This window comes from Amycolatopsis sp. WAC 01375, assembly GCF_003947325.1.
Classification (GTDB): domain Bacteria; phylum Actinomycetota; class Actinomycetes; order Mycobacteriales; family Pseudonocardiaceae; genus Amycolatopsis.
In genome coordinates, this window is the sequence record NZ_QHHW01000044.1 from 12,499 (window position 1) to 30,671 (window position 18,173).

The window sequence follows — 18,173 nt, forward strand, 5'->3', positions numbered from 1 at the left end:
GTCGAGTTTCCTCGGCTGAGCCGAGGGAAGGGGTCCTTCACGCGCCGCTTGTGTGACTGGTGATACTGGTGGCGCTGGTGGGCCTCGGGGTGGTGTTCCTGGGCTGGTGAGGGGAACTTTGAGGGACCCTGGGTCCCTCAAGGGGTCCTTCACGGAACGCGATCCGGACTTGGTCCGCGGAAGCAGCGCCACTCACGAGAGTCTTGGGTCGACGTTGCGAAAGAGGCTTTCGCAACACCTCAGACTGGACTCACCCCTCGAAGAGAACCGTCCTCACCACTCACCAGGCGTTGGGCCGACCGGCGGAGTGGCCGCGCCGCCGGTGTGAGCACGGTCGCGGCCAGTTGCCCCGACACCACCCGTGAACAGTGGGCAGGGGTGCCAACCTGTGGTTGGATCGCCCACGACGGTCAGTGATCCGGCCGGTGACGATGGCGGAACAGGCGGAGGCGAAACGATGAGCACGCCGTATGGCGGCAACGACCCGCAGCAGCAGCCCCAGTGGGGGCAGCAGCCGGGCTACGGGCAACAGCCGGGCGGCACTCAACCGCCGAGCGGCCCGCAGCAGCAACCGCAGTGGGGCCAGCAGCCGCAGCACGACCCGTCGCAGACCCAACAGCAACAGCCCCAGTGGGGTCAGCAGCCCGCGCCCTACGACCCGGCCCAGCAACAGCCGGGGTATCCGCAGCAGCCTGGTCATGACCCTTCCCAGACGCAGCAACAGCAGCCTCAGTGGGGTCAGCAGCAGCAATACGGCCAGCAGCAGCCGGGCTATCCGCAGAGCGGGCCCCAGCAGCAGCCGGGTTACCCCCAGAGCGGTCCGCAGCAGCAGCCGCAGTACGGGCAGCAGCCAGGCCAGTACGACTACGGCCAGAGTCAGTTCCAGGGCGCCCAGGGCGAGGCGCAGGACAAGCCGAAGTCGAAGAAGGGCCTGTTCATCGGGATCGGCGCGCTCGTGGTGATCATCGCGGCGGTCGGCATCCTCGGTTTCGTCACCCCCGGCTGGTTCAACACCCAGGTCTTCAACAACACGCAGATGCAGACCGACGTGCAGAAGCTGCTCACCGAGACCTACGGGATCAAGGAGATCAGCGCGGTCACCTGCCCCGCGGGCCAGGAGGTCAAGGACGGGGTGAAGTTCGCCTGCACCGCCACGATCGAAGGCAAGCCGCAGGAGGTGCCGATCACCGTGAAGGGTGACACCGGCAACTACGAGGTCTCGCCGCCCGCCGTCACCAAATAAACGACGGGCGCCGGGCGCGGTCGATCCTGCATGATCGGATCATGAGCGACTTTTCCGTGCGGCCGCTGCGGTCCGACGAGGACCGCGCCGCGACCGATCTGTTCAGGCGTGCCTTGCACGTCAAGGAGATGACCGACGAGGAGTGGTCGGCCGCCGCCGGGTCCTTCCAGCCGGACCGCGGGTTGGGTGCGTTCGACCCGGAGTTGATCGGCACCGTCCGGTCCTTCGATTCGGAAGTGACGCTGCCCGGCGGCGGCACCATGCCGCTCGCCGCGGTCAGCCTCGTCGGCGTCCGCGCCGACCGGACCCGCCGTGGTGTGCTGACGGCGTTGATGCGCGCCCAGTTCGAGGATTTCGCCGCTCGAGGCATCCCCTCGGCGATGCTGCACGCTTCCGAAGGCGCGATCTACGGACGGTTCGGCTACGGCATCGCGGCCAGGGGCAAGTCGATCGAGATCGACCGGAACCGCGCCAGGTTCCGCCCCGAGGTACCGGCGGGCGGGCAGATCTCCCTGCTGGGCCTGGAAAGCACGATCGAGCAATGGCCGTCGCTCTTCGACGCCCTTCCGCGCACCCGGCCTGGCATGATCGCGCGGAGCCCGAATCTGTGGCCTGGCTACGTCCGGGAGGTGCGCCGGGCGACCACGCCGACCGCGACCGCCGTGCATCGAGGCACGGACGGCACCGACGGCTTTGTCACCTACACCGTCGAGAGGGCCCACTTCGGCGCACCGACGGTGATGAAGGTCCAGTCCTTCCACTACGCGAATCCCGACGCGTTCGCCGGGTTGTGGCGTCACCTGCTGTCCGTGGACCTTGTCGACCGCATCACGGCGGAGAAACGACCGCTCGACGAACCGGTCGAGTTGCTGTTCACCGACCCGCGGCACGCAACCGTGCAGAAGGTCCAGGACGAGGGCTGGCTCCGGCTGGTGGACGTCGCCGCGATGCTCGACGCCCGCACGTATCGGGGCGAGCCGATCGTCATCGAAGTCATCGATCCGCTCCTGGAGCACAACTCCGGCCGTTACCGCCTTTCCGAGGACGGCGCCGCCCGCACCACCGACCCGGCGGATCTCGAACTGCACGCCGACACCCTGTCGATGGTGTACCTCGGCGGCTGGCGCCCGTCGGATCTCGCGACCGCCGGCCGCGTCCGCACCACCACCGAGACCGCACTGGAGCGGGCGGACCTGCTGTTCGGCACGCGAGTGAATCCCTGGTGCGGTACCTTCTTCTGACGTTGGATGATCACACCGGTGGGGGTGGAGAAGCGTGAGCAGGCGAGCCGTCGCGACGGTCGGTCTGTATGGTGCCGCTTTCGTCGTGCTGGCGGCGTGTTCGGACACCCCGTCGCCCGCGCCGGCGACGAAGACCGTCACGGTCCCGCCGACGACGAGCTCTTCTTCGAGCGCGTCCGGCACGTCGGGCGGTTCGTCCTCCGCCGTTCCGGGCAGGGTCTTCGACCCGAGGACCATGCAGGCGGACGTGCGGAAGATCCTGACCGAGACCTATCAGGTGAGCGAGGTCGGCGACGTGCTGTGCCCGCCGAACCAGACGGTCAAGGACGGAAGCACGTTCAGCTGCACCGTCCAGGTCGGCGGCGAGGGCAAGACCGTCACGATCACCGTCACCGGTGACGACGGCCGCTACGAAGTCGGCGCGCCGGCCTGAAAACCGGTTGGGTTCGCCGGGGCCGGACGGCAGGATCTCCCGCTATGAGCGAATTCTCTGTGCGTGCGGTGGCCGAAGGTGGACAACGGGCCTGCCTCGAAGTCCTGGCGGAGTCCTTGCACGGCAGGCCCGCCTCGGACGAGGTCTGGGCGAAGATGGCTCCGTCCTGGCCCGCCGCCGGGAAATTCGCCGCGTTCGACGACCACGGCACCCCGGTGGGGATCGCCAGCTCGTTCGACGTCGAGCTCACCGTCCCCGGTGGACAGAAGCTCGTCACGGCGGCCGTCGACGGGATCGGCGTCCGCGCGGACTGGACCCGCCGCGGGATCCTCACCTCGATGATGGCCGTTCAGCTAGAGGACTTCGCGGCACGCGGTGTGCCACTGGCCGCGCTGCACGCGTCGGAAGCCGTGATCTACGGCCGCTTCGGTTACGGCGCGGCCACTTTCGGCAAAGGCGTTTCCGTCGAACGGCCACGCGCCCGGCTCCGTGACGGCGTGGGGCGGGAAGGGGTGGTCAGGTTCGTCACCCCTGCCGAGGCTGTGGAGCGTGTTCCCGCGCTGTACAACGGCTTCGAGGGAACGCGGCCAGGGTTCGTCGCCCGGCCGGCGCACTGGTGGCCGGGCTTCTTCGACCGGCTGGTCACCGGGAACGACGGCTATCGCGTCGCGGTCCACAGTGGACCCGACGGGGACGACGGTTTCGTCGTCTACCAGACCATCGACGCGCGCGACCGGCAGGCGCCGGAACGCGGAGCGATCCTGGAGATCCGGGAACTCCATGCCGCCACCCCGCGGGCTTGGGCGGGACTGTGGCGGTTCCTGCTGTCGATCGACCTGGTTTCGGCCGTCACCGGACGCGGCCGTCCGATGGACGAGCCGATCGCCGAACTGCTCACCGACCCGCGAGCGGTGAACACCATCGAGGTCATCGACGACCTGTGGCTACGGCTCATCGATGTCTCCGCCGCGCTGCGGGCACGCACTTACGGCACCGCCGAACCCGTGGTGCTCGAAGTGCTCGACAAGCAGCTTCCGGACAACAGCGGCCGTTACGTCGTCGGCCCGGACGGCGCGGAGCGGACGACCGCCGACGCCGACCTGCGGCTGGACGTCGCCGCCTTGTCGTCGCTGTACCTCGGCCACGGTCTCTTCGGTGATCTGGCGTTGTCGGGCCGGGTCGAGGTGGTGGACGAGGCGGCGGTCGCCCGGGCCGACTCGCTGTTCCACACCGCGCGGTCGCCGTGGTGCGGGACGTTCTTCTAGGTCACGGAAGAGCTTCTTCGGTGGCCTAAAGGTGGACTACGGGAGCCGGCCGCGCCTTGAGTGTCCACAAGGGACACTTTCGAGTGGTGAAATGTCTGCTTGATGCCCATAAGAGCGGCTTCGTGGTGGGGTCGTGAGTGCTAATGAGGGTTAGAACGCTCATTAGCACTCACGACCCCCACGCGAAGTGCCCAAAATGGACACCGTTGCCTTGTTGGCGTCCCTTGTGGACAGTTGACAGGGTGTCAGGTCCCTGTGGCGAGTCCACGCTTGTCACCCACGCCACGTTTGACTTGTCCCTCAGTGGAACCGTTCGCCCCGCTAAGCCGGATTGCGACGAGGTTTGATCCGCACCTGCGGCAGCGTGGGTGCGGGCAACCACGCCGTCGTGCCCTGGTAGCCCTCCACCCGGCCGAACCGGTCCGCCTGTGCCTGCCACGCCTCGCGGTATTCGGCGATCTCGTCGTGGCTGCGGCCCACGAAGTTCCACCACATGACGAGTTCCTCGGTGAACGGGGTCCCGCCGAGCAGGAGCACCCTGGCCGGTTCGGTACCGGAGTTCGTCAACTCCAGCCGTCCGGCGCCGGGCGCGAGGTAGGCGAGTTCTCCGGTGCCCAGTGCGGCTCCGGCGACGGTGACGGAGCCGAGGTCCTGCAGGACACCGTGTTCGAACCCCGGGTCGACGTCGAGGGACAGGGTCGCTCCGGGCTCCACGGTGAGCTCGGCGCCCAGCAGGGGAGTGAACACCGGGACCGGCGACGTGGTTCCGGCGAGGCTGCCGAGAAAGACTCGTGCGGTGGCTCCGGGCAGCCGGAGCAGCGGCGGTGCGTAGTGGCGGAAATCCCGTGTGGTGTCGCGATGTTCGTCCGGCAGCGCGATCCACAGCTGGACGCCGTGCAGCGTCGCGGTGTCCGGTGTGGACACTGTGGCGACCTCGGAGTGCGCGATGCCGTGGCCCGCGGTCATCAGGTTGAGTTCACCCGGCCGGACCATGGCCCGCGTGCCGATGCTGTCGCGATGCTCGATCTCGCCGCTGAACAGCCAGCTCGCGGTCTGCAATCCGGTGTGCGGATGCGGCGCGACGTCCATTCCGCCGGAGTCCGACACGTCCTGGGGGCCGTAATGGTCGGCGAAACACCACGCGCCGATCAGCGATCGTTGCCGCTGCGGAAGTGTGCGGCGGACCCGGATCGCGCGCGGACCGCCGAGCGGGACGTCGCGCGGGGTCAGCACGGTGACACCCTCGCCCGGCCGCTCCCGGCACAGCAGCTCGGCGGGGTCGGCCTCGGTGTTGCTCACGGCTTGGGGAGCGCGGCCAGCAGGCGCTCCACCGAACGGCCGAGATTCCAGCGCTCCGCCAGTTCCGCGACCTTGTCCGGGTCGGCGGGCTCGGACGGGACGGTGTCCGGACGGGACTGTTCGACCGGCGCGTCGGCCGCGACCCGGACGACGGTCGGCGCGACCGCGAGGTAGTCGGCGGCGTCGCTCAGCCGCAACCGCGTCTTGAGCGGCACCCGCGAGTCGCCGGCGGTGGACGCCTCGATCAGCTCCTGCAGCGAACCGAACTGGGTGATCAGCTTCGCGGCGGTCTTCTCGCCGATCCCGGCGACACCCGGCAACCCGTCCGACGGGTCTCCGCGCAGCGCGGCCATGTCGGCGTACCCGGGGCCGGCGTTCGCGGCCGGGATCCCGTACTTCTCGGCGAGTTCGTCGGGGCCGAGGATCTCGGCCTTGTTCCAGCCCTTGCCGACGTAGATGACCACGGTGGACGTCGGTTCGTGCCGGACCAGCTGGAACAGGTCGCGATCCCCGGTGATGACCTCGACAGGGGAGTTCTGCTCGCGGATCGCGAGTGCGCCGATGACGTCGTCCGCCTCGTATCCGGCCGCCTCGGCCGTCGCGAGCCCGAAGGCCTCCAGCAGCTCCAGGATGATCGGCACCTGCGGAGTGAGCGTGTCCGGCACCTCTTCGACGTCGCTGCCCTCCGGGATCTCTTCGGCCACCCGGTGCGCCTTGTAGCTGGGCAGCAGATCGGTGCGGAACTTCGGCCGCCAGTCCGCGTCCAGGCAGGCCACCAGCCGTGCGGGGCGCCGGTCGACGAGGATCCGCGCGACGGTGTCGGTGAACCCGCGTACGGCGTTGACCGGCGTCCCGTCGGGGGCGGTCATCGACTCGGGCAGTGCGTAGAACGAGCGGAAGTAGAGGCTCGCGGAATCGAGGAGAGCGAGTGGTCCGGTCACGCGGACAGCCTGCCATGTCCCGGCCCGGATGTCCGTGAAGGACCCGACCCCCAGCCGAGTCCTTCACGGATACCGGTCAGGCCGCGTACGGCCGCACCTGGCGTGCGTCGCGCAGGGCGTTGGCCCACCAGTTCAGCTGATTCAGCAGTGTGGTGGCCGCGATGGAGGCGCCTTCGAAGTCGTCGTGCTCACCGTCCGGGCCGAAGTGGTTCCAGGCGTAAGGGAAGCTGACGGTCTCGCGGATCGTCGCGGCGTGGAGTTCGGCGAAGACCGGGCGCAGGTGCTCCACCGCGCGCAGGCCGCCGGAAATGCCGCCGTAGGAAACGAAGGCGACGGGCTTCCCGTGCCATTCGGGGCCGGTGGCGTCGAGCGCGGTCTTGAGCGGGCCGGGGTAGCTGTGGTTGTACTCGGGAACGATCACGACGACGGCGTCCGCGGCGGCGACGCCGGGGGAGAGATCGCCGGGGGCTTCGGCCAGGTCGATGACGGACAGGGTGACGTCGTCGCGCTGTTTGGCGCGGTCGAGGAACCAGTTCGCGACGACGGGAGCGAAGCGGCCCTCGCGGACGCTGCTGATCACGACGGCGAGCTGGTAAGGCGAGTTCGTTGTCATGTCGAAGACCGTAAAACCTGCACTTAACTTGAAGTCAAACTCCAGAATCGCCGAATATCGGTGTCTAATCGCAGAGAACTCTTTGCAAAGAACTCTCTGCGATTGTAGGGTCGAAGACATGGGGAAGAGCGAGAGGTATCTCGCGCGGGTCGACGGCCGCCTCCTGCGGGCGCTGTCGCATCCATTGCGCGTCAAGATCCTGGAACTGCTGCGGGAGGACGGCCCGGCGACGGCGTCCGGACTGGCGAAACGGGTGGGGGAGAGTTCCGGGACCACGAGCTGGCATCTGCGTCAGCTGGCCGAATTCGGGCTGATCGCCGAGGACGCCGAACGCGGCAGCAGGCGCGACAGGTGGTGGAAGGCGTTGCACGAGGGGGACCAGATGCGCGCACGGGACTTCATCGACGATCCGGACCTCGCCGGTCCGTTCAACGCCTACGCCCACACGATGGTCGAGCGGCGCTACGCCGCCGAAGCGCAGTTCGTCGCCGAAGTACGGAACTGGGCCGACGAGTGGATCGACAAGGTCAGCTTCCACGATTCGCCTCTCTCGCTGACACCGGACGAGGCCGCCGCGTTGAGCGACGAAATCCTCGACGTGATCGGCCGCTACCGCCGTCCGGAGAAGGACGGCGACACCCAGGTTCGCGTGCATTGGGCGGCTTTCCCGAGGAAATCGCGGCCGGAGACGCCATGAGCCGGATGCCACTGGGGGCCTTGGTCGTGGCTTCGGGGATCTCCTCGGCCGGGGTGATGATGACACTGCTCGCGATTCCCTGGTTCGTGCTGCAGAGCACGGGCAGCGGCACCAAGACCGGCCTCGTCACCGCGGCCGAAGTGCTGGGCCTGATGGTCGCAGCGTTGCTGGGCGGGCCGATCGTGGACCGGGTCGGCACGCGCCGCGCCAGCGTCGGCGCGGATCTGCTGACCACCGTCACGGTGCTCCTGATCCCGCTCGCGATGGGCACGACCGGGCTCAGCCTGCCCGGACTGATCGTGCTGTCGTTCGTGATGGGTGTTTCCCGGGGGCCCGCCGACACGGCGAAGCAGGTGCTGCTCCCCGGCGTCGCCGAACTCGGCGATGTCCGCGTGAGCAGGGCGGCGAGCGCCGTCGAAGCGGCGATGAGAACCGGCCGGATGGTGGGCGGACCCGCCGCCGGCGCGCTGATCGCGCTCATCGGCCCGATACCGGTGCTGTTCGTCGACGCGGGCGCGCTCCTGCTGTCCTCGGCGCTGGTGTTCGCGCTGATCCCGGTCGCGGCCGGTCCGCCGAGACCGTCGTCTGGTGGATATCTCAAGCAGTTGCGCGAAGGGCTCGTGTACGTCAAACGCGACGCGGTGCTGCGCGCCGTCGTCGGCATGCTGATGCTCACCAGCAGCCTCGACTTCGGCCTGCTCGGTGTCCTGTACCCGGCATACGGAGATCAGGTCCTGCACAGCACCGCGCTCATCGGAGCGATGATCACCGCGGTCGCGACGGGCGCGCTGCTCGGTTCGGCGCTCTATGGCTGGGTGGGCCACCGCGTTTCGCGGCGGACGGCGATCCTCGTCGCGGTGGGAATCGAAGGCGCCCCGAGGTTCGCCTTGCTCGCGCTGGAGCCGGCGCCGGTCGTACTGCTCGCGGGCTTGGCGGTCGCCGGGATCGGGGCGGGCGCGCTCAACCCGATCGTGCTCCCGGCGGTCTACGAACGGGTACCGGAAGCCGTCCGAGGCCGCGTGCTCAGCCTCCTCGTGGGCGGAGTGCTCGCCGCGGCGCCGTTGGGCTCGATGGCGGCAGGGTTGCTGCTGGACGGGATCGGGCTCGTCGGCGCGCTCTCCGTGTTCGGTGGCCTGTACCTGATCGCCACCGCCTTCCCGGCGATCTTCCGGGTTTGGCGCGGGCTCGACGATCCCGCCCCGATCGGGGATGACCGGCCGGTGAACCAAGGGGCGCGGACCGACTAGGCTCGGCGTCATGTCGCGCCGTTCCCTTCACAACCCAGCTCCCGACGCCGCCAGCCTCCGCGCCCGCCTCGACCGGGCCCGCGCCGCCGCGGCCGCCGCGGACACCGACGCCCTGCTGATCGCACCCGGCTCGGACCTGCGCTACCTCATCGGCCAGGCCGGGGGCTCCTTCGAGCGGCTGACCACGCTGGTGATCCCGGCCGACGGCGTCCCGGCCCTGGTGCTGCCGAAGCTGGAGGCGCCCGGCTACGCCGACGTCCCCGCCGACGAACTCGGCATCGAGATCGTCACCTGGGTCGACGGTGACAACGCCTACGACCTGGTCGCCGACAGGCTGGGCAAGCCAGGCCGCGTGGCCGTCAGCGACTTCACCCCGGCGCTGCACGTGCTCGCCTTCCGCGGCGCGCTCGGCGACGCCGAGCAGACGCTGGCCGGGCCGATCGTGCGCGAACTGCGGATGCGCAAGGACGCCGCCGAGATCCAGGCGCTGCGCGACGCGGGCGCGGCGATCGACCGCGTGCACGCCCGCGTGCACGAATGGCTGCGCCCCGGCCGCACCGAGGCCGAGGTCGGCGCGGACATCACCGCCGCGATCGTCGAAGAGGGCCACACGCACGCCGACTTCGTGATCGTCGGCTCGGGCCCCAACGGCGCCAGCCCGCACCACGACGTCTCCGAGCGGGTGATCGAACGCGGCGACGTCGTCGTGGTCGACATCGGCGGCCCGATAGCCGAGGGCTACAACTCCGACTCCACCCGCACGTACGCGGTCGGTGAGCCGCGCGACGCCGACGTCGCCGAGACGTACGCGGTCCTGCAGCGGGCACAGCAGGCCGCTGTCGACGCCGTCCGCCCCGGCGTCACCGCCGAGTCGATCGACGCCGCCGCGCGCGACATCATCGCCGAGGCCGGTTACGGCGAGTTCTTCATCCACCGCACCGGCCACGGCATCGGCCTCGACGTGCACGAGGAGCCCTACATCATCAAGGGCAACGCGCTGCCGCTCGAGCCCGGCATGGCCTTCAGCGTCGAGCCCGGCATCTACCAGCCCGGCCGCTGGGGTGCCCGCATCGAGGACATCGTCGTGGTCACCGAGGACGGCGTCGAGCCGGTCAACCAGCGTCCGCACGACTTGATCGTGCTCGACGCATGACCGGAGGTCTGGAGCCGCTGGATCAGGCCATCGTCCAGGAGCTGGCCGCGGACGGACGGCGCAGTTTCACCGATCTGGCCGAGCGGGTCGGCCTGTCGGTGTCGGCGGTGCATCAGCGGGTGCGGCGCCTGGAGCAGCGCGGGGTCATCCTCGGGTACACCGCGCGGCTCGACGGCGAGCAGATCGGCCTCCCGCTCACGGCGCTGATCTCGCTGACCCCGAACGATCCGGCCGCCCCGGACGACTATCCGCAGCGTCTGGAGCACATCAAGGAGATCGAGTCCTGTTACTCGGTCGCCGGGGACGAGTCGTACATCCTCCTGGTCCGGGTGGCGTCGCCGCTCGGCTTGGAGGACCTGCTCCGCCGGATCCGCGAGTCCGCCAAGGTCTCGACGCGGACCACGGTGGTGCTGTCGACACCGTTCGAGGGCCGTTCTCCCACCCTGTGAAACCGGGAAAAGGGTGGGCTTGCGCGGCGCTGGTACGATAAAAGGTATGGCAACACGTAAGGTCACACTCTCACTCGACAGTGGTGCGCTCGAGTTCGCCGAGCGGGCCGCCAAAGCACACGGGATCTCGGTCTCGTCGTGGTTGTCCAAGGCGGCCCGCAGGGAAGCCGTCCGCACCGGATACACCCCGCAGCGCGCCCCGGTCGAACCGTCCGCCGAATCGGACGAGGCCGAGCTGACAGCCGCGGAGAAGGATCTGCGTGCACAGGGGTGAAGTCTGGACGTACCACCCCCCGACCGAACCGGCACGGCAGCGCACCGTCGTACTGCTGTCCTCGGACGGGGTGAACGAATCCGAGCGGCCGTGGCTGCTCGGCACCGAACTGCTGGACCGTGACCCGCAGGACATCCTCGGCGTCGCCGTCGACGCGCGTTATTGGGTCTCCACGTTGAACCTCACGCGCTTGTACCGGCCGTGGTTCGACGAGAAGATCGCGGAGATCGACCAAGAGGTCCAGGAGCGCATCGACATCGCGTTGCGCGCCGCACTTGACCTCTAGTTTCGCCGTGATCGGACGGACGACACGCGTGACCGGATGGACGTCTCGTGTGATTGGACGGACGACACGGCCCACAGCCGGAGCACGCGACTAACGCGCGATCACCTCGGGCGCGGCGTGCAGTTTGCCGTCGGGGCCCGAGAGACACGACGCGTTGCCGTCGCGCGCGGCGAGGAACTCGTTGAGGCAGTTCGCGATCTGTGCGTGCCCGTTCGCGTTGGGGTGGAACGACTCCTGCAACGCGTGGCTGGCACGGTCCACCTGGCCGAGGTCGCGCAGCTGCAGGGTCAGCCTGCTGAACCACTCGTTCGCCGGGTCGCTGCTGCATGCCTCATGGCCGGCGCCCGCCCGCGAAAGGTCGAGGAACCGCGCGCTGGTCGCCCTTGATGCCTGCTTCAGTCCATCCGACAGGATGGGGACGCCGTCGCGGCGCATCCACTCCAGGTCTTCCGTGCGGAACGGGCAGCCGTTGAGGCTGCGCAGTGCCTCCGGGATCTGGGGGCCGACCGGCGAGGCGTACGACAGCAGCACGAGCTGGTAGTCCGCCGGGACGTAACCGGCCTGCGCCAGCACTTTCTTGACGTCGGCGACGGCGTTGGTCACCTTCGGCACCATGGCGTCCACTTTGGACTTCCAGGTGGTGCGAAGCGCCGCGCTGCACGGCGGATTCTGCGGGGAGAACCAGGCCTTGAAGCATTCGTTGACCTGAGCGGAGAACTTCGGCTCGTCGTTCGCGCCGATCGCGATCACCACCGCGGCGACCCGGTGGTCCTTGATCAGGTTCGCCAGCTGCTGCGCCTGTGACGGCTCGGTCCACTGCTTGGCCTCGCCGAGGGCGATCTGCTCCGAGGGCGCCCCCGAACACGCGAGGTTCACCCGCGCGGTGACGTCGGGGATCTTGATCTGCTCGACGAAGGCGTTGGGGGAGCGGTGGCACCAGTTGCCGCCCTGCCCGTTGGTCGTGGGCGTGTAGTCGCCCGCGCCCTCGCCGGAAACGGTGCTGTCGCCGATGGAGACGACGGTCAGCGGCCCCGTTCCCGGTGGGCCTTGGCGCGGGGACGGCTGCCCTGGGCGGCTTTCCGACCCGGTAAAGGCAATGAACCCGACGAGAACCACCACGAACGTGAGCGCGAGAGCACCCCACCACCACCGGAAACGTCGCATCGTCACCGGATTCTACGGACACCTGGCCCGACAGGGTGATCATGGCGGTGTGACGGTCGCGATGTCCGGTCAGCCGGCCTCCGTCGGATCCGTCCCGGCCGCCAGCTCCGTTACGATGTCGAGCACGCCGGACAGCGCGGGTTTGCCGTTCTCCGGCGATCAGGCCACCACTGTCCGGGCGGTGTCGGCCCTCAGCGGCACGAACACCACACCGCTCCGGCGCAGGCTGTGCGACGACCGCGCCGGCCTCGTGACCCCGATACCGGCGGCGACCAGACCGAGCAGACCTTGCACGGTCATTGCCCGCTGGACGACCCGCGGGGTGAATCCGGCCGCCTCGAATTCGTTGTCGTAGCGACGATGCCAGGGGCTCCCAGGAACTTCGCGGCGTGAGTACCCACGACTGCCTGCCAGATCCGCGAGCCGCAGTTCGGCCGCGGCTCATCGAGCCGCTCCAGGACGGTCACCCGTACTCCTCGCAAGGCCAGCTCGCTCGCGAGGAACAGGCCGGTGGGTCCCGCTCCGACGACGATCACATCGGTGCGCTCCATGTATCGGCTAGGTTTATGCGGTAAGCTTATTTGGTAATGGTGTCACATGGCGAAGCGAGGAGATCGTGGCGGCTCGAAGAGCGGCATCCGCTTCACGGACGACAGCGAACTGGTCGCCGCACTGATCGTCGCCGCCTAGCGCACCGTCGCCGTGGCGACGACCCGGCGCCGCCTCGCCGGAGATGACTCGCCGCCGTCGCCGCCGCTCATTGCGAGCGGCTGAACATCGCCTTCAACGCCCTGGCTGCGGCGTTGTGAAGCCTGCGGCGGATGCGAGGAACGGTCCGTTCCTCGCAAAATTTGCAAGGAACGGACCGTTCATGGCGCGCGTCAGGCTGCCTGCCGGAAGTGCCAGGGTCAACGCTTGCGCCAGATGGAGACCGCCAGGTCGGTGATCTCGTACCGGCGGCCGTCGGCCCGGGTCAGGCTCGGCTCCGTGCTTTCCGACAGCAGCTCGAACGCCTCGCCGAGGACGTTCGCGAGCTCGGCGGCCGACGCCCGCGGGAGCGCCACGAGCAGCAGCCCCCCGGCGCGCAGGAAGTTCTCCGAGCCGACGAGCGGGCGCAGGTAACCCGCCGCGCCACCGAGCCGGTCGAAGGCGTCCGCCACGACCACGCCGTCGAACGTGCCCAGCGCGGCAGGCGGACGGCCGGACTCGGCGAGGGTGAACGAGACGCTGCCGTCCGGCGCGATCGACGGCCGCCGCGCGTGCAGTTCCCCGCGCCCCGGCACCCGGTAGCCGACGTCCCAGCCCTCGGCCAGCCGGTTTGCCGCCGCGACGAACATGGGCCGGTCGTCCAGTCCGACGACCTCGATCGGCCGCTCCGCCAGCGAGAACGCCAACCCACCCGCCGCGGTGGCGAGATCCGCGACGCGGCGCAGCTCGACCCCGGCTTCGGCCGCGGCCTCTGTGAACCTCCTGGCCAGCCGATCCGGATAGGCCGCGGTCGTGGCCAGTGGATGCCCGGACCGGCCGAAGGCATGTTCGGCCGTGCCGTACTGGCCGAGCAACGCCCGGTCGAGTTCCGCCCGCGCATCACCGTCCAGAGTGGACTCCGGCGCCACGACCAGCCGGATACCGGCCTGCTGCAGGAAATGCGGCCGGTAGAAGTGCCGCGCCCAGATACTGCCCAGCTCCCCGGTGCTGATGTACGCGCCGCCGACGATCAGCTGATGCTGTCCGCCGAAACTGGGCACCGAAAAGTCCTCGTAGTACGGGTGCGGCGTGAAGCCCTCGAGCGGGTTGAAGGTGTCTTCGCTCCAGGTCCACAGGTTGCCGGCGGCGTCGTGCAGGCCCTGCGACGTCGTCGGCGAGTGGTCGACAGGGCCTTCGGAACCCCAGGCCAGACCGAGGTTGATGCCGGCATCGCGCAGCTGCCCGCCGTCGAGCCGCATGACCACGTCGTCCTCGACGCCAGGCCGCTCCGGCAGGTCGCGCAGCAGGAAGTACTCCGCCTCGGTCGGCAGCCGGTACTCCCGTCCGTCCTTTTCGGACCGCCAGGCGGCGAAGGCCTTGGCCTCGTGGTAGTTCACCACCACCGGCCAGTCCCACGGCATGTCGATCTCGTCGAACAGCGTGCGCAGCCGGAACGCGTGCAGCCCGGTCGGGCCGGTCGGCACCCAGAAACGCGGCCATTTGGTGTTGCGGAAGCGGCGCCATGCCTCGCCCTCGGCCGACCACAACTCCGGCCGACGATAACCGCCGTCGGCGACGAACCCGTGGAACTCGCCGTTGCTCACCAGACAGCGGGCCGCTTCGAAGTCCGGCAGTTCCTGACGGCGTGAGCCGTACGCGCTGTCCCAGCCGTAGGACGGGAAGGACAGCGGCTTGCCCAGCTGTGCCGTGCGCCCGGGCACGGTGACGGTGCCGTTGGCGGGCACGGAACCGGGTTCGGGCTTGCCGGACTCGGTGGTGCGGCGCAATGGCGACGGCGACGGCCACGCGGCCGGTCGTTCTACGAGGCCAGAACGCATTTCGCGGACCAGGACCGAACTGGTCTCCAGATGGATGCGATCGTGCTCGATGGACAGCAACAGCGCCCAGGCCTGGTCGTCCATCGTCACCGGCCGCCCGAGGTCGGGGGCGAACGGGGTGGTCTCGATGATGCCGACGACCGTCCGGTACACCTCGGCCCGGTAGTCCTTCACCTCCGAAACCGACGGCCACACCATGTCGTTCTTCGACATGTCGTCCCACGAGTTCTCGTCGACACCCATTTCCAGGACGTGTTCGAGATAGGCGTCGATCGGCGCGTCCAGCAGCCCGGCGACCCGCAACTTGTTGACGTACAGCGCGGTCGTGTGGCCGTAGTAGAAGATCATCGGATGCCGCAGGTTGTGGTCCGGCGGGCGGTAGAACGCCTCCGCGCCTTTCAACCCGGCGAACATCACCTCGTGCATCGTCCAGGCGTTGTCGAAGTAGTCCAGCACCTCTTCGCGGCTGCATACGGACAAGTCGGGCAACGGCAGCGCGCTGATCTCGCCGGATTCGGCGACACCCGGGCATCGGCCGGGCTCGGGGCGGATCCCGGTGTACCACCACTGTGGATCACGGGCCCCGTTCAACCGTTCGTCGGTGTGCTTTACCGCATTTCTCTCCCAAGGTTCCATGGTGACCGTCGGCGTCATCTGACCTCACTTCGGATCGGGCACTGGGGGCGGGTGCCGAAACCGTCGCATCTCCGAAAAGGTCATTTCCTCTCCTTTCGTGCTTTGAATCGCTCTCCGGAAGAAGTCCGGCGCGGGATCGCAATCGGGGAGATGCCCGTTGATCACGGCGGATGAGACCGTCGGTGTTCCGAATCCCACCGGTTGAGGGGTGAAAGGCTTGTCGACGAAGCCCTGTGTCGTGCTCGTGGACACCTACGAAACGGCCGATCACGGGTTGCCGCAGACCGCCCGGCACATCGCGCCGGCGTTCCTGGCGCTTGGCGCGGAATGTGTGCGCGTGCAGAGCGCGCCCGACGCGCCCGGGCAGTACCGGAAGTCCTCACCGACCATGAGCAACTATCGCGAGAACATCGTCCACGACGGCGATCTCGCGAAGACGCTGGACGCGCTGGCCGTGCACGAGCCGGTCGCGGTCGTGGCCGGTGGCGAATACGCGGTCGCCTTCACCGACGAACTCAGCGAGGCGCTGGGCGTGCCGTCGAACGGCACCGCGCTTTCCCTCGCCAGACGGGACAAGTCCGCCATGGGCGAGGCCGTCGCCGCGGCAGGGCTGCCCGTCGCACGGCAGTTGCTGACCGCGGACGAGGCCGAACTCGCCGCATGGCACCGAGAAGTGGGCGGGCGGATCGTCGTCAAGCCGAACCGCAGCGCCGGCGGCGACGGGGTGTCCTTTTGCGACACCCCGGAGCGGTCGGCCGAGGCGCTGCGCACGATCACCGGCCGCCAGAACGTGTTCTCCGAGGACAACGACTTCGTCATCGCGCAGGAGTACCTCGCAGGCAGCGAGTACATGGTCAACACGGTGAGCATGGACGGCCTGCACCAGGTGTGCGACATCTGGAAGAGCTCGCGTTTCGCCATCAACGGGGTGCCGGACCTGCTCGGCGCCTGCCAGATCGTGCCGAGGCGCGGGCCGGGCCACGACGAACTGGTGAATTACGCGTTCGCGGTACTCGACGCTCTGGGCATCCGGCACAGCGCCGCGCACGTCGAGATCAAGCGGACCCCACAGGGCCCACGGCTGATCGAGGTCGGTTCGCGGCTCTCGGGCGGCGACCTGCCGCATCTGGCGCGGCTCGCGATCGGCGAGTCCCAGCTGGACTGGATGGCCGACGCGGTGCTGCGGCCGGAGCGGTTCCGCGAGCGGTGGGGCGAGGACTACCGGATCCGGCGGCACTACGCCTGGTCCGCGCTGCTCTCACCGGTCGAAGGCACGCTCCGCGGGTACACCGTGCTCGACGAGATCGAGCGGCTGGAGAGCTTCCACGAGATGTTCGTGCTGACCCGGCCGGGGAAGTCGTTGCGCCGCACCGTCGACGACACGACGTTCCCGGTGGTCGTCACGTTCATGCACGAGATCGAGGAGTACGTCCTGCGCGACCTCGGCACGCTGCGGTACCTCGACGGCGTCGGCTGCTACGAGCTCGAACCATGACGGCGCCGGGGTTCTTCCGGACGCGGCTCGGCGGGCTGCCCAAGTCGTTCTGGGTGCTGTGGACGGGCACGCTCGTCAACCGGCTGGGCACGATGGTCCTGCCGTTCCTGGCGCTGTATCTGACCAGCGAGCGCGGCCTTTCGGTGGCGACGGCGGGAACCGTACTGGCGCTGCTCGGCATCGGCCAGGTGTTCTCGCAGCTCATCGGCGGCCTGCTGGCCGACCGTATCGGCAGGCGGGCGACGCTGACCGGAGGCATGCTCGCCACCGGCGCGATCATGCTGGTACTGGGTTACGTCGAGCGCCTCGAACTGATCGCCGTCGCCGCGTTCCTGCTCGGGCTGGCACTCGACGTGTTCCGCCCGGCCACCCAGTCGATCGTGGCGGATCTGGTGCCCGGCGCCGACCGCACGCGGGCCTTCGGGCTGCTGCTGTGGGCGATCAACCTCGGCTTCTCGATCGCGATGGTGCTGGGCGGCACGATGGCCCGCGCCGGTTTCACGACGCTGTTCTGGGTGGACGCGGCGACGTGCGTGCTGTTCGGCCTGCTGGTCTGGCGGGCGGTTCCGGAGACGCGCGGCGGCGGCCGATCGCGGGAACCGGGTGGCTTCACCGTCGTCCTGCGCGACCGGGTCATGGCCGGGCTGATGCTCATCTCGCTGGTGGTCGCGTTCGTGTTCCTGCAGAGCCTGGCCACGTTGCCGCTGGCGATGCGAGAGGACGGGCTTTCGCCCGCGGGGTACGGACTGGTGATGGCGGTCAACGGCGTTGTCATCGTGGTCGTGCAACCACTGGTGGGTCATCGGCTGGGCCGTTGGGACCCTTCGCGGGTGCTCGCATTCGGGATCCTGTTGACGGGTTTGGGGTTCGGCGCCACGGCCTTCGCGTCGACGACGCTGGTGTACGCCGCGTGCGCCGTGATGTGGACCCTCGGCGAGATCGTGATCCAGTCGGTGGGTGTCGCGATCGTGGCGGAGCTCGCCCCACCGCATCTGCGCGGCCGGTACAACGGCGCCTATGGCACGGCGGCGGGCCTCGCCGCTTTCGTCGCCCCGCTCGGCGGCACACAGCTGCTGGTACTCGGCGCGCCCGTGTTGTGGACGGTCTGCCTCGGCCTGTGCCTGGCGGCGGCCGTGGGACAGTTGCTGCTCGGCAACGCGGTCCGTCACCGGATGGCCACCGCGCCCGTTCCCGTGGCGGTCGGCTGACCTT

The 18,173-nt window shown here is 69.1% G+C and carries 19 protein-coding genes; 12 read left to right on the forward strand and 7 right to left on the reverse strand.

Features of this window, described 5'->3' with window-relative positions; all coding sequences use genetic code 11:
* The first annotated feature begins 457 nt into the window (after positions 1-457).
* The 4 genes from DL991_RS29985 to DL991_RS30000 are packed head-to-tail and all read left to right on the forward strand — an operon-like array spanning position 458 to position 4,182.
* On the forward strand, positions 458-1,243 hold the full coding sequence (locus tag DL991_RS29985; RefSeq protein WP_125787719.1) for a DUF4333 domain-containing protein: 786 nt from the start codon (positions 458-460) through the stop codon (positions 1,241-1,243).
* A gap of 41 nt (positions 1,244-1,284) precedes the next feature.
* Positions 1,285-2,484, forward strand: coding sequence for a GNAT family N-acetyltransferase (locus DL991_RS29990; protein ID WP_125787720.1), 1,200 nt, complete (start codon positions 1,285-1,287; stop codon positions 2,482-2,484).
* A gap of 34 nt (positions 2,485-2,518) precedes the next feature.
* Positions 2,519-2,917 (forward strand): DUF4333 domain-containing protein, encoded by a 399-nt coding sequence (locus DL991_RS29995; protein ID WP_125787721.1) that lies wholly within the window; start codon positions 2,519-2,521, stop codon positions 2,915-2,917.
* Between the two features lie 44 nt (positions 2,918-2,961).
* Positions 2,962-4,182, forward strand: a complete 1,221-nt coding sequence (locus tag DL991_RS30000) for a GNAT family N-acetyltransferase (protein WP_125787722.1) — start codon at positions 2,962-2,964, stop codon at positions 4,180-4,182.
* Positions 4,183-4,503: 321 nt separating this feature from the next.
* Here the strand turns inward: DL991_RS30000 and DL991_RS30005 are convergent, their stop codons facing one another.
* The 3 genes from DL991_RS30005 to DL991_RS30015 form a co-directional block, all read right to left on the reverse strand.
* Entirely contained in the window at positions 4,504-5,481 is a 978-nt protein-coding gene (locus DL991_RS30005; protein WP_125787723.1) for a pirin family protein, read from the reverse strand.
* Positions 5,478-6,422 (reverse strand): 5'-3' exonuclease, encoded by a 945-nt coding sequence (locus DL991_RS30010; RefSeq protein WP_125787724.1) that lies wholly within the window; start codon positions 6,420-6,422, stop codon positions 5,478-5,480. Before DL991_RS30010 ends, DL991_RS30005 begins: the two co-directional genes overlap by 4 nt.
* 76 nt (positions 6,423-6,498) lie before the next feature.
* The gene (locus DL991_RS30015; RefSeq protein WP_125787725.1) at positions 6,499-7,035 is read right to left on the reverse strand and encodes an NADPH-dependent FMN reductase; all 537 of its coding nucleotides are present in this window, start codon (positions 7,033-7,035) and stop codon (positions 6,499-6,501) included.
* 118 nt (positions 7,036-7,153) lie between these two features.
* Between DL991_RS30015 and DL991_RS30020 the strand changes: the two genes are divergently transcribed.
* Genes DL991_RS30020 through DL991_RS30045 form a run of 6 tightly spaced genes read left to right on the forward strand, consistent with a single transcriptional unit; the run spans position 7,154 to position 11,141 of the window.
* The gene (locus tag DL991_RS30020; RefSeq protein ID WP_125787726.1) at positions 7,154-7,732 is read left to right on the forward strand and encodes a transcriptional regulator; all 579 of its coding nucleotides are present in this window, start codon (positions 7,154-7,156) and stop codon (positions 7,730-7,732) included.
* The gene (locus tag DL991_RS30025; RefSeq protein WP_125787727.1) at positions 7,729-8,979 is read left to right on the forward strand and encodes an MFS transporter; all 1,251 of its coding nucleotides are present in this window, start codon (positions 7,729-7,731) and stop codon (positions 8,977-8,979) included. Before DL991_RS30020 ends, DL991_RS30025 begins: the two co-directional genes overlap by 4 nt.
* 10 nt (positions 8,980-8,989) lie before the next feature.
* Positions 8,990-10,132 (forward strand): Xaa-Pro peptidase family protein, encoded by a 1,143-nt coding sequence (locus DL991_RS30030; RefSeq protein WP_125787728.1) that lies wholly within the window; start codon positions 8,990-8,992, stop codon positions 10,130-10,132.
* Positions 10,129-10,581 (forward strand): Lrp/AsnC family transcriptional regulator, encoded by a 453-nt coding sequence (locus DL991_RS30035; protein WP_125787729.1) that lies wholly within the window; start codon positions 10,129-10,131, stop codon positions 10,579-10,581. Before DL991_RS30030 ends, DL991_RS30035 begins: the two co-directional genes overlap by 4 nt.
* A gap of 46 nt (positions 10,582-10,627) precedes the next feature.
* Complete coding sequence (locus tag DL991_RS30040; protein WP_007035425.1) at positions 10,628-10,855, forward strand: hypothetical protein; 228 nt, start codon at positions 10,628-10,630, stop codon at positions 10,853-10,855.
* A complete protein-coding gene (locus DL991_RS30045; protein WP_005150941.1) occupies positions 10,842-11,141 on the forward strand; it encodes a hypothetical protein in 300 nt (99 codons plus the stop codon). Before DL991_RS30040 ends, DL991_RS30045 begins: the two co-directional genes overlap by 14 nt.
* Before the next feature lie 90 nt (positions 11,142-11,231).
* Here the strand turns inward: DL991_RS30045 and DL991_RS30050 are convergent, their stop codons facing one another.
* The 4 genes from DL991_RS30050 to ovoA all read right to left on the reverse strand — a co-directional run bounded on the left by DL991_RS30050 (position 11,232) and on the right by ovoA (position 15,484).
* Complete coding sequence (locus DL991_RS30050) at positions 11,232-12,305, reverse strand: GDSL-type esterase/lipase family protein (protein WP_199746721.1); 1,074 nt, start codon at positions 12,303-12,305, stop codon at positions 11,232-11,234.
* Positions 12,306-12,464: 159 nt separating this feature from the next.
* Positions 12,465-12,719 (reverse strand): LysR substrate-binding domain-containing protein, encoded by a 255-nt coding sequence (locus DL991_RS30055; RefSeq protein ID WP_233599073.1) that lies wholly within the window; start codon positions 12,717-12,719, stop codon positions 12,465-12,467.
* Positions 12,602-12,856: an FAD-dependent oxidoreductase gene (locus DL991_RS44070; RefSeq protein WP_370308175.1), complete on the reverse strand. Its 255-nt coding sequence runs from the start codon at positions 12,854-12,856 to the stop codon at positions 12,602-12,604. The genes DL991_RS30055 and DL991_RS44070 overlap by 118 nt, the downstream gene beginning before the upstream one ends.
* 357 nt (positions 12,857-13,213) lie before the next feature.
* Positions 13,214-15,484: a 5-histidylcysteine sulfoxide synthase gene (gene ovoA, locus DL991_RS30065; protein WP_125787730.1), complete on the reverse strand. Its 2,271-nt coding sequence runs from the start codon at positions 15,482-15,484 to the stop codon at positions 13,214-13,216.
* Positions 15,485-15,674: 190 nt separating this feature from the next.
* Between ovoA and DL991_RS30070 the strand changes: the two genes are divergently transcribed.
* Positions 15,675-16,961 (forward strand): ATP-grasp domain-containing protein, encoded by a 1,287-nt coding sequence (locus DL991_RS30070; protein ID WP_233599061.1) that lies wholly within the window; start codon positions 15,675-15,677, stop codon positions 16,959-16,961.
* Positions 16,958-18,169 carry an MFS transporter gene (locus DL991_RS30075; protein ID WP_125787732.1) on the forward strand — a complete coding sequence of 404 codons (1,212 nt, stop codon included), beginning with the start codon at positions 16,958-16,960 and terminating at the stop codon, positions 18,167-18,169. The genes DL991_RS30070 and DL991_RS30075 overlap by 4 nt, the downstream gene beginning before the upstream one ends.
* Positions 18,170-18,173 lie beyond the last annotated feature (4 nt).

Bases quoted from the DNA above. Each gene is read 5' to 3' on its own strand.
- DL991_RS30030 (WP_125787728.1), top strand. From the start codon at position 8,990: ATGTCGCGCCGTTCCCTTCACAACCCAGCTCCCGACGCCGCCAGCCTC.
- DL991_RS30075 (WP_125787732.1), top strand. From the start codon at position 16,958: ATGACGGCGCCGGGGTTCTTCCGGACGCGGCTCGGCGGGCTGCCCAAG.
- DL991_RS44070 (WP_370308175.1), bottom strand. From the start codon at position 12,856: ATGGAGCGCACCGATGTGATCGTCGTCGGAGCGGGACCCACCGGCCTG.
- DL991_RS30050 (WP_199746721.1), bottom strand. From the start codon at position 12,305: ATGCGACGTTTCCGGTGGTGGTGGGGTGCTCTCGCGCTCACGTTCGTG.
- ovoA (WP_125787730.1), bottom strand. From the start codon at position 15,484: ATGACGCCGACGGTCACCATGGAACCTTGGGAGAGAAATGCGGTAAAG.
- DL991_RS29990 (WP_125787720.1), top strand. From the start codon at position 1,285: ATGAGCGACTTTTCCGTGCGGCCGCTGCGGTCCGACGAGGACCGCGCC.
- DL991_RS30015 (WP_125787725.1), bottom strand. From the start codon at position 7,035: ATGACAACGAACTCGCCTTACCAGCTCGCCGTCGTGATCAGCAGCGTC.
- DL991_RS30000 (WP_125787722.1), top strand. From the start codon at position 2,962: ATGAGCGAATTCTCTGTGCGTGCGGTGGCCGAAGGTGGACAACGGGCC.
- DL991_RS30025 (WP_125787727.1), top strand. From the start codon at position 7,729: ATGAGCCGGATGCCACTGGGGGCCTTGGTCGTGGCTTCGGGGATCTCC.
- DL991_RS29985 (WP_125787719.1), top strand. From the start codon at position 458: ATGAGCACGCCGTATGGCGGCAACGACCCGCAGCAGCAGCCCCAGTGG.
- DL991_RS30035 (WP_125787729.1), top strand. From the start codon at position 10,129: ATGACCGGAGGTCTGGAGCCGCTGGATCAGGCCATCGTCCAGGAGCTG.
- DL991_RS30020 (WP_125787726.1), top strand. From the start codon at position 7,154: ATGGGGAAGAGCGAGAGGTATCTCGCGCGGGTCGACGGCCGCCTCCTG.
- DL991_RS30040 (WP_007035425.1), top strand. From the start codon at position 10,628: ATGGCAACACGTAAGGTCACACTCTCACTCGACAGTGGTGCGCTCGAG.